We start from the raw sequence: 8011 nt of genomic DNA on the forward strand, positions 1-8011 counted from the left end.
AATTTATAGTATTCGAGGAAAAAAATACCTTGAAATTTCCCTGAGGGAATGTTAAGTTATTGTAAATAGGTATAGAAAGGAGTTACTACATGAAAGTAAGTAACAATGAAACGAGACTAAAAATGGCATTTCAAGCATCAGGATATAAATACCAAGAATTAGCAGATGAGTTAGATATATCTTGCAGTTATTGTTATAAGCTAATTAATAATCATAATTACAAAAAGAAAATATCATATAACTTGGCATCTAGAATGGCGCATGTATTAAAAGAGAATGTAGTTGATTTGTTTGAAGAGCAAGTCGATTTTTTTTAACAACAATGTTCCCTAAGGGAATATGAGGTGGGGTAGCCATGTCAGAAATTATTTATAAAGGCTTCACAATCAAAGAAACCTACGGCGAAAAAAATATCGAAGAAGTATTTAAGGAAGCATATGAGTCATTTTATGGCGTTGAAGTTAAGGTCATAAAAAAGGGATTGGAAACCACAAGAAACAGTGCAGCTAGTTAATGTTCAAAACTACATTGAGAGTACTCAATGAGGTCGGATAGAAAATGGACAAGCTTGAAGGGTGGTGATTTGATGAAAAACGGTAAAAAATTAACCAAACGTGAAAAGATGCACGTAAAATCTTACAGTTTGAACCCTGAGAATTGGTTAGTTTCTAAGAAATGGAATGGACAAATGTACTTGGTACATCGTTATACAAATACCAAACGCATAATTCCAAGTTTATAAGTTTAGGAGTAATCAAATATTGGTCAAATGAATAGTTACGAAAGGAGATAGGATCATGAGTATTACACCATCAGTTTTACAAAAGGATATACAAAATAAACAAACCTTAGATTCGTTTTTACAACACTGTGAACAAAAACAAATTGAAGCGTTAAGGAAGCATGATGAAAAGTTATTACATAAGTGGATAAAGGAAGCGCGCTTTGCAAGGAGGGAACTTGCAGCACTTTATCGCGCTAAAGAAAAGCACGATGTGGAACGCGAAAGGGATCGTAAGAACATTTTAGGAATTATTCAACGATTGAAGAGTCAAGGTGTTAATGCGGATGTGGTGGAAAGAGCTCATTACATGACTCTTTCAGAGAAGGTGAGTTAGTTGGGAAATAAAACAAACCGCCCTACCCCTAGAACGGTTTGCAAAATAAATGACGCAGTACTATTGTACCATATTGCTTATTTTTCATGAAACAAGCATATGTGGCTGTTTGTACGAGGAGGTAAAAAGATGGCGATATTTAGACAAGTACACACTTCATTTTGGAATGATGTGAAAGTTCAAGAAGATTTTACACCAGAAGATAAGTACTTTTTCTTATATTTATTAACTAATCCACAAACGAAACAAATTGGTGTATATCAAATAACAAAAAAACAAATGGCTTTTGAAACAGGGTATTCACATGAGACTGTAAAGGCTTTGATGCAACGTTTTGAAGACTATCACAAGCTAATAAAATACGATAATGAAACCAGAGAATTAGTCATTTTTAATTGGGGGAAATACAACCTAAAAAAAGCTGGAAAACCGGTTGAGGATTTATTAAAGAAAGAATTAAAAGAAGTGAAAAATATATCTTTGTTAATTCCAATCTGCAAACATATAGAGCAAAAATCCATAAAAAAACTAATTGAAGCGTTCATTCACGACTCGTATAACGATACGTCCCCGAACCGTGGCACGAGTCGGGGACAAGAAGAAGAAGAAGAAGAAGAAGAAGAAGAAGAAAAAGAACAAGAACAAGAAAAAGAAAAAGAAGGACCGCTAGTAGTAGAAAATCTCGCAATCGATTTTTATATGAAGAATTTCGGACATATATCTCCATTCATGGGGGAAGAAATTAATCAATGGATAGATGATCTTAATCAATCGTTAGTAGTTGAAGCAATGAAAATTACTTTAGAAAACAATAAACGTAATTGGTCTTATACAAAAGGAATTCTAAAAGATTGGCATCAACAAGGCTTTAAAACAATTCAAGATGTAGAAGCAGCACAAGCAGAATTCCGAAGAAAACAACAAAGTAAAAAGTGTACTGGTAAAGGCTACGGAAACCGAACAGAAATAGTACCTGATTGGTTACGTGAGCAGGAAGAACCTGAGCTAACACAACAACCACAGCAAACTCAAAGTGATGATCCTGAAGATAACCAAAAACGTTTAGATAAGCTATTAAATAAATATAAAAATACTAAAGGGGAGTAAGGTATGAAAAACACAGGTGTAGTAAGAAAAGTGGACGAGCTAGGGCGTGTAGTAATTCCGGTTGAGTTACGCAGAACTTTGGGGATTGCTGAAGGTACAGCATTAGACTTTCATGTTGATGGGGAAAACGTCATTTTGAGAAAACAAGAAAAGTCATGCTTTGTAACGGGTGAAGTTTCCGAATCAAACTTGGAGTTGCTAGATGGTCGAATGTTTTTGAGTAAGGAAGGCGCAAATGAGTTACTGGATATTCTTGAAAAGAGTGTGAAGGTACATGCCTAAGCAATTAAATATTTTCGATGTAGAGCCAGCAATTTGTGAGTTCGATGTAATGAAAGCCAATGTTAAGAAAGGAACTGGACGCGTTACATATGCAGATGTACGTGTCCAAGTTCCAAGAAACGCAAAGGGTACGGATGAATTACCACGCACAACTAAACAAGATGATCGTTATGACATCTTTGAACAATATACAATGGCGATTTGGAGATTTCAAAGAGCTGTAGATAAGCTTTTTAACTGGGAAACAGCAGAAGAATTGTGTAAGGCAGCAAGAGATAAAAAAGAAGCAATTCCAGTACGAATATATTTAGGAAGTGGATTTAAACCTGATGTTGTCGAGTACATGCGGTAGTAAAAGGGAGATGGACATATGAAAAAAGAGATTGATGTTACAAATAATAAACTTCTTGTGGTAAAGAATGGTGAAGTCCTTTCATTTAATCCACCAGAAAGCGGTTTTGGTGAGCAAATTGTAATTTGGGTTAACGGCAAGGTTGGGCATGTCAAAACTACTTCTAATGAAAAGATAGATTAATTAGCTTTTAAAAGGAGTGTATGAAATGTCGGCTTTTAAAGTTCATGTTGCTTTAGAAGAAATGGATTTTTTATGGGATCAAAGAGAGGTATTCCAATTTCGAGAACTTTGGAATAGTAACTGTACTCTTTTAGAGATTTCCAAAAGGTTTAAAAGAAAGCAAATAGAAGTAGCAGCACTTATTGTAGATCAAGTTGATAAGTTTAAAATCCATAATCGGAAAATGGGTTTAGGAGAAATTGGCGACAAGAGTATTCGGAATAAAAAGAAAGAAGAAATACCGCCATACGTCTATATTGCTTTGGAGGAAGTAGATTTTATATGGAACGAGGACGATATAGAACGTTTTAAGGATTTATGGAAAAAAAGATTCAGTATTGAGGATATAGCTAACAGATTGGGAAGGCATCAAATTGAATTAGCAACATTAATACTGGATCAGTTCGGTTTAGAATACATGCTTAATTGTTTACTAGAAACAGAAAATAGAGTTGCTTAATTAAATCAATGAGGGAGCCAATGAAAATGAACTTAACTAAAATATTCGGAATGCAAAAGGTATTAGATACAAGAATTGTCAAGGAGCATGGATTGGAAGGGCAAAATTTATTTTACAATATGATCCTTGCTTTACAGGTTGAAATTGGAGAGCTTGCAAATGAAACAAGATGCTTTAAGCATTGGAGCAATAAAGGTCCTAGTGAAAAAGAAATCATCTTAATGGAATATGTAGACGGGTTGCACTTTATAGCATCATTCGGAAATGGTATTGGATTTAAACCTGAAAATTATAACTTAGCAATGTTGGAACTTAAGTCAAGAGTTTACGCATCAAATTCTCTAGTCAATCAATTTAATAATGTATATGAAGCTGTATCAGAGTTTCGTGCAACTCAAGATATTGAGCTGTATGAAGAGTTACTATATTCCTTCTTAGGGTTAGGTAGGAAATTAGGGTTCACATTTGAAGAAATTGAACAAGGCTATTACAAGAAGAACGAAGTAAACCATCAACGCCAGAATAACGGGTATTAGGCAATGAAAGGTATATGCATAGATGTAGACCATTCAGCGCTACTGGGAATAAATGAAGAATATTTTTTATTCCCAGCAAAGCCCAATCATTACTTTGTCAGCAAATTTGATTGTAAAGAATCGCATTTTGGATGTTACCCAGCAGAGAGATTTAAGGTGGTGGAAAAAGATGTTTGGACACCAGAACCACAAGTTAATAAGCCTAATTTAGATAAAGGGTTACTGTATAGAGCGCAACTGATTTGGCGAACAAAAGGTTATAAAAATAAACCGCTTAAGGATTACATTATAAAGCCTAAAGGTAATCATTGTTTCTTCTGGCATGATCGTGAACGTAAAAAATTATGCGGATGTTTTCCGATACATTGGTTTGCTAATTTTGAAGAATTAGCGGCAGAGCAAGAAGAAATTAAAGAAACAATAGAGCAGGAACGTGTTTCATTGTTGGAAAGACCTGATGGGCAACTAGCATTCTTTTAAAATTTGAATTTTATTAATAAGGTCAGGGAAGTGTTTGTTAATAACAAATAAAAAGATATCGAAAGCTAGGAGCCCTCGATATCTTTTGAAAAGACTATTGTAATCAGACTTTTCTTAATAAGTTAATTTTTTATAGCATATGTCCATCTTCAAAAAAGGTGAATTAAACCAAAAAAGAGACGGATAGCAAAAGCTAACCGCTCAAATTAAAGAAAAATGAAATGACAAATGACTAATCAAATGGGTATTCACAGTATGTACAAGATTTAAGGTTTTATTCAAAAAAAGGGTGAGAAATTGGTTATAAATACAAAATATCAATTTTATGTAAATAAAAGAAACCCCATAAATACATGGGGTTTCTAAGGGTAGTGGTACTTGACGAGTCATGACGTACTCGATTAATAAATAATAACATGAATTTTCAGAAAATGATATTGAGTTTTATTCAGAGGAGGAAAAGAAATGAAAGAAAACATCGGTAAATTAACTGAAATAAGAGCTTATATGATTTTTCTTGTAGCAACAATGGATGATCAGTTTGAAGTAGAGCTAAGTGTTTCGTGTGGTGAGGATATAGAGTATTACATGGGATTGTATTTAAAGGAAAATTGGAAAGAGCTATTTGAAGACACCAAGTATGTGTGTGACGCTTCTTTTGAAGGTATTCAGATGGTTGCTAAGGATAAGGAAAATAAACACTCTTGTTATATCGAAACGATGAATACACGTAGACGAGCAAGTATTGGTATTGACCGAGAAACGCTAAACGATAACAACTTAGACAAGCTTAATAGAATTAAAGAAATAATTAATTCTTAACAAAATAATCCTTTGAGTAGAAAGTGAGGTTAGGAGAAATGTCTAAATTAAAGAAAAAGAAAACCAGAAAAGCTATTGCTCAACGTGCGAAATCCTTTGAAAAATATAGAGTTAAAAGCGCTTGGAGAAACATTTTTGTACAAGCTGGTATTTTAAAGTGAAAAGAAACTGAATATAGTCCGGCTAGAAAACTAGAGGACACCAATTTTTAGAGCAGCAATAAAGCTGTTTTAAGAAATGGTGTCCTCTTTATTTTGTAAAGGGAGATGGGGAAATGAAGGTGCTAAGAGATCAATTACGTGAGTGGAAAAAGCAATCAGAGCAAGAGAAAAAGAAAACCAAGAAAAAACGAAAAGAGAAATTAAGCACTCGTGACATTGAAGATTTAATGGGGATTCGTGGACCACGTTATGAGCGTAGACGTGGAGCTTTAAGACAAAAGTAATTTAAAAATAAAAAGGAGTGGTCTTACATGACTAAACAATTATCTTTCTTACCAAAAATCGATAGAGCAGCAACACAAGAGAAACTAGAAGGCCTTCTCGAAAGTGTACGTATATATAGACAGTTTGGAATGATTCGTAAAGAAATGAAAGTCACTCCTTCTTATGAAGTTAGGCATCATGGTCCTACATACGATGTCGGAAAGCCGTTAGAAGATGTTGCTATGGAAAATATACAACAAAGTGAACGGGAAGAATGGCTCGATAAGATGTCATTTCGTATTGACCAGGCATTAAACCGTTTCGGAAATGGAGTGGCAGGAAAGAATCAAAGAGACATCATTATTAAGCGTTATTTAGAAGATGAAGATGTATGTGATTATATGATTTATAACGAAATCGGGATGAGCGAGCGTACTTATCGACGTGTTAAAGCCAGAGCATTCTATAAGCTTGCTTTTGCTCTCAGATTAGAAGTTTATGAGACAGAAAAGCAATATGGAGGTGATGACCTATGAATTTTGTTCAACCAATACGTGATCCAGAGCAAATACAACAAATTAAGGAATATCTAAAAGAAAAGAGTGAACGTAATTATATTTTGTTTGTAATGGGAATCAATACAGGTTTACGTATAAGTGATATTTTAAAACTAAAGGTTGGAGATTTAAAAAGTAGTCACATCTCAATGCGTGAAATGAAGACAGGTAAGCAGAAACGAATACAGATTACAGCAGCACTAAAGAGAGAGCTTCGCTGGTTCAATGAAAATAGAGAAGATGATGAGTACTTATTAAAAAGCAGACAGGGAAAGAATCGTCCAATTGGTCGCAGTATGGCATATAAGATATTAAGTGGAGCTGCAGCAGATTTTGGACTAGATGAAATAGGGACACACACATTAAGAAAAACGTATGGTTACCATATGTACATGCAGACGAAGAACATAGCATTACTCATGGAGATATTCAATCATTCGTCAGAGAAGGTCACATTACGTTATATAGGTGTAAATCAAGATGCAATGGATAAAGCAATGACTAGGTTTAAAATCTAATCATTGCTTTTTTCTTTTTAAATCTATACAGTTACTCATAAATTTCGTACTGTGTAACTCAAAAGAGAAAGTTAAATGAAATCAATGATAGTAAGGGATTTGGCGAAGGGGTCAGTTACACACAATAGAACATATGGGTAAGTCATACTATTAATCTAATAGAGTGATTTGTTAGAATAGAATGATAAGGAGGTGATAGTATGAAGACCTATATTGTAAACAAATTATTAGTTCAAGGATTAAATGAACAGATTCAATTTGATAGAGCTTATTTATATGTACATAAGACGGATTCTATAAGTTGGAGCTTAGCTGTTGATGAAGTAGAGCAAATCAATACTTTCGTTCAAGCGATTAGAAACAAAGAACATTTGAATATTACTTTTTCTGCTGAGTATATGAATGGGCTATCAGGTAATGTAATGGTCAAAAGAGTAGAAAATGACTCTGTTGAATTAAAGGGTTCAGGTAAATTAGAAGGATTTGATGATTAATAAAATAAGTGGCAGAGTCGTGACCGCTTTTTGGCAGTAAATGTGCCGGTTGTTTTGGAATCAACGTGATATATTTGTATTGTGAGAAGTGGCGGAAAACACAACTCACTATGTTGTTTCTAAAATTCTAAACGGTTCGTAATGACGGAACAAAAAATCTGAAACCAGCAGATGGTAAAGATTGAATGATACCGTTACTAAGGAGAGCTTTGCTCTTCTTCCAGTTACTTAATAACGTCGGAGCAGATAAATGTAAATAACATTAGGTAATTGGAAGAAGAATAAAACTTCATTTACTGTGTTTATATTAATAACATAAGAAATTGACGAAAAGATAGCTGGTCTACAGTTGTTCTTTCATTATGTCAAAAAACAAGTATTGGTGATAGAGGCAGTACTCGTTTTTTGAAATTGATAGTCTACTATTATTGTTATGAGAGTGAGTCCTAAATAAATAATAGTTTGACAAGAAGGATTTCAAGATAATATATGTACAATAGATAAAGATTGTTACCAAAAAACTAATTAGTTTTGTTTGATTTACCAAATTTCAGACATAATCGGAATGACGAATCATACATTTATAGGGAACAGTTACAATTCCTCTTTACGAGAGGGCACTTATCTGGAGGGGAGTG

Annotated in this window: 17 protein-coding genes; all 17 read left to right on the forward strand. The window is 33.9% G+C overall.

Annotated elements, in window-relative coordinates; translation table 11 throughout:
* Positions 1-89: 89 nt before the first annotated feature.
* The 17 genes from AB3X49_RS14560 to AB3X49_RS14640 all read left to right on the forward strand — a co-directional run bounded on the left by AB3X49_RS14560 (position 90) and on the right by AB3X49_RS14640 (position 7373).
* Positions 90-317 (forward strand): helix-turn-helix domain-containing protein, encoded by a 228-nt coding sequence (locus AB3X49_RS14560; protein WP_367962956.1) that lies wholly within the window; start codon positions 90-92, stop codon positions 315-317.
* Between the two features lie 38 nt (positions 318-355).
* Entirely contained in the window at positions 356-514 is a 159-nt protein-coding gene (locus AB3X49_RS14565; protein WP_170957988.1) for a hypothetical protein, read from the forward strand.
* Positions 515-586: 72 nt separating this feature from the next.
* Positions 587-742 carry a DUF6906 family protein gene (locus tag AB3X49_RS14570; RefSeq protein WP_367962959.1) on the forward strand — a complete coding sequence of 52 codons (156 nt, stop codon included), beginning with the start codon at positions 587-589 and terminating at the stop codon, positions 740-742.
* 61 nt (positions 743-803) lie between these two features.
* Positions 804-1118, forward strand: a complete 315-nt coding sequence (locus AB3X49_RS14575; protein ID WP_367962983.1) for an RNA-binding protein — start codon at positions 804-806, stop codon at positions 1116-1118.
* 129 nt (positions 1119-1247) lie between these two features.
* Complete coding sequence (locus AB3X49_RS14580; RefSeq protein ID WP_367962961.1) at positions 1248-2225, forward strand: DnaD domain-containing protein; 978 nt, start codon at positions 1248-1250, stop codon at positions 2223-2225.
* A gap of 3 nt (positions 2226-2228) precedes the next feature.
* Positions 2229-2507, forward strand: a complete 279-nt coding sequence (locus AB3X49_RS14585) for an AbrB/MazE/SpoVT family DNA-binding domain-containing protein (RefSeq protein ID WP_367962963.1) — start codon at positions 2229-2231, stop codon at positions 2505-2507.
* A complete protein-coding gene (locus AB3X49_RS14590) occupies positions 2500-2859 on the forward strand; it encodes a cell division protein SepF (protein ID WP_087949660.1) in 360 nt (119 codons plus the stop codon). Before AB3X49_RS14585 ends, AB3X49_RS14590 begins: the two co-directional genes overlap by 8 nt.
* Before the next feature lie 18 nt (positions 2860-2877).
* The gene (locus AB3X49_RS14595) at positions 2878-3042 is read left to right on the forward strand and encodes a DUF3954 domain-containing protein (RefSeq protein ID WP_000711470.1); all 165 of its coding nucleotides are present in this window, start codon (positions 2878-2880) and stop codon (positions 3040-3042) included.
* A 25-nt stretch (positions 3043-3067) separates the two neighbouring features.
* A complete protein-coding gene (locus AB3X49_RS14600; protein WP_367962966.1) occupies positions 3068-3541 on the forward strand; it encodes a sugar ABC transporter substrate-binding protein in 474 nt (157 codons plus the stop codon).
* A 20-nt stretch (positions 3542-3561) separates the two neighbouring features.
* Entirely contained in the window at positions 3562-4077 is a 516-nt protein-coding gene (locus AB3X49_RS14605; RefSeq protein WP_367962968.1) for a dUTP diphosphatase, read from the forward strand.
* Positions 4078-4080: 3 nt separating this feature from the next.
* Positions 4081-4557 (forward strand): hypothetical protein, encoded by a 477-nt coding sequence (locus AB3X49_RS14610; RefSeq protein ID WP_367962970.1) that lies wholly within the window; start codon positions 4081-4083, stop codon positions 4555-4557.
* A 465-nt stretch (positions 4558-5022) separates the two neighbouring features.
* On the forward strand, positions 5023-5379 hold the full coding sequence (locus AB3X49_RS14615; protein WP_367962972.1) for a hypothetical protein: 357 nt from the start codon (positions 5023-5025) through the stop codon (positions 5377-5379).
* Between the two features lie 38 nt (positions 5380-5417).
* Positions 5418-5540: a DUF3983 domain-containing protein gene (locus AB3X49_RS14620; RefSeq protein ID WP_367962974.1), complete on the forward strand. Its 123-nt coding sequence runs from the start codon at positions 5418-5420 to the stop codon at positions 5538-5540.
* Positions 5541-5653: 113 nt separating this feature from the next.
* Complete coding sequence (locus tag AB3X49_RS14625; protein WP_367962976.1) at positions 5654-5824, forward strand: hypothetical protein; 171 nt, start codon at positions 5654-5656, stop codon at positions 5822-5824.
* A gap of 27 nt (positions 5825-5851) precedes the next feature.
* Positions 5852-6340 (forward strand): ArpU family phage packaging/lysis transcriptional regulator, encoded by a 489-nt coding sequence (locus AB3X49_RS14630; protein WP_367962978.1) that lies wholly within the window; start codon positions 5852-5854, stop codon positions 6338-6340.
* Complete coding sequence (locus AB3X49_RS14635; RefSeq protein WP_367962980.1) at positions 6337-6879, forward strand: site-specific integrase; 543 nt, start codon at positions 6337-6339, stop codon at positions 6877-6879. Before AB3X49_RS14630 ends, AB3X49_RS14635 begins: the two co-directional genes overlap by 4 nt.
* Positions 6880-7079: 200 nt before the next feature.
* Positions 7080-7373 (forward strand): hypothetical protein, encoded by a 294-nt coding sequence (locus AB3X49_RS14640; RefSeq protein ID WP_179862576.1) that lies wholly within the window; start codon positions 7080-7082, stop codon positions 7371-7373.
* Positions 7374-8011: the final 638 nt, after the last annotated feature.

This window comes from Bacillus sp. C30 (genome assembly GCF_040838255.1).
Taxonomy (GTDB): domain Bacteria; phylum Bacillota; class Bacilli; order Bacillales; family Bacillaceae_G; genus Bacillus_A; species Bacillus_A mycoides.

Excerpts from the sequence above, each read along its gene's own strand:
- AB3X49_RS14560 (WP_367962956.1), top strand. The coding sequence starts at position 90 with ATGAAAGTAAGTAACAATGAAACGAGACTAAAAATGGCATTTCAAGCA.
- AB3X49_RS14565 (WP_170957988.1), top strand. The coding sequence starts at position 356 with ATGTCAGAAATTATTTATAAAGGCTTCACAATCAAAGAAACCTACGGC.
- AB3X49_RS14570 (WP_367962959.1), top strand. The coding sequence starts at position 587 with ATGAAAAACGGTAAAAAATTAACCAAACGTGAAAAGATGCACGTAAAA.
- AB3X49_RS14580 (WP_367962961.1), top strand. The coding sequence starts at position 1,248 with ATGGCGATATTTAGACAAGTACACACTTCATTTTGGAATGATGTGAAA.
- AB3X49_RS14585 (WP_367962963.1), top strand. The coding sequence starts at position 2,229 with ATGAAAAACACAGGTGTAGTAAGAAAAGTGGACGAGCTAGGGCGTGTA.
- AB3X49_RS14590 (WP_087949660.1), top strand. The coding sequence starts at position 2,500 with ATGCCTAAGCAATTAAATATTTTCGATGTAGAGCCAGCAATTTGTGAG.
- AB3X49_RS14595 (WP_000711470.1), top strand. The coding sequence starts at position 2,878 with ATGAAAAAAGAGATTGATGTTACAAATAATAAACTTCTTGTGGTAAAG.
- AB3X49_RS14600 (WP_367962966.1), top strand. The coding sequence starts at position 3,068 with ATGTCGGCTTTTAAAGTTCATGTTGCTTTAGAAGAAATGGATTTTTTA.
- AB3X49_RS14605 (WP_367962968.1), top strand. The coding sequence starts at position 3,562 with ATGAAAATGAACTTAACTAAAATATTCGGAATGCAAAAGGTATTAGAT.
- AB3X49_RS14610 (WP_367962970.1), top strand. The coding sequence starts at position 4,081 with ATGAAAGGTATATGCATAGATGTAGACCATTCAGCGCTACTGGGAATA.
- AB3X49_RS14615 (WP_367962972.1), top strand. The coding sequence starts at position 5,023 with ATGAAAGAAAACATCGGTAAATTAACTGAAATAAGAGCTTATATGATT.
- AB3X49_RS14620 (WP_367962974.1), top strand. The coding sequence starts at position 5,418 with ATGTCTAAATTAAAGAAAAAGAAAACCAGAAAAGCTATTGCTCAACGT.
- AB3X49_RS14625 (WP_367962976.1), top strand. The coding sequence starts at position 5,654 with ATGAAGGTGCTAAGAGATCAATTACGTGAGTGGAAAAAGCAATCAGAG.
- AB3X49_RS14630 (WP_367962978.1), top strand. The coding sequence starts at position 5,852 with ATGACTAAACAATTATCTTTCTTACCAAAAATCGATAGAGCAGCAACA.
- AB3X49_RS14635 (WP_367962980.1), top strand. The coding sequence starts at position 6,337 with ATGAATTTTGTTCAACCAATACGTGATCCAGAGCAAATACAACAAATT.
- AB3X49_RS14640 (WP_179862576.1), top strand. The coding sequence starts at position 7,080 with ATGAAGACCTATATTGTAAACAAATTATTAGTTCAAGGATTAAATGAA.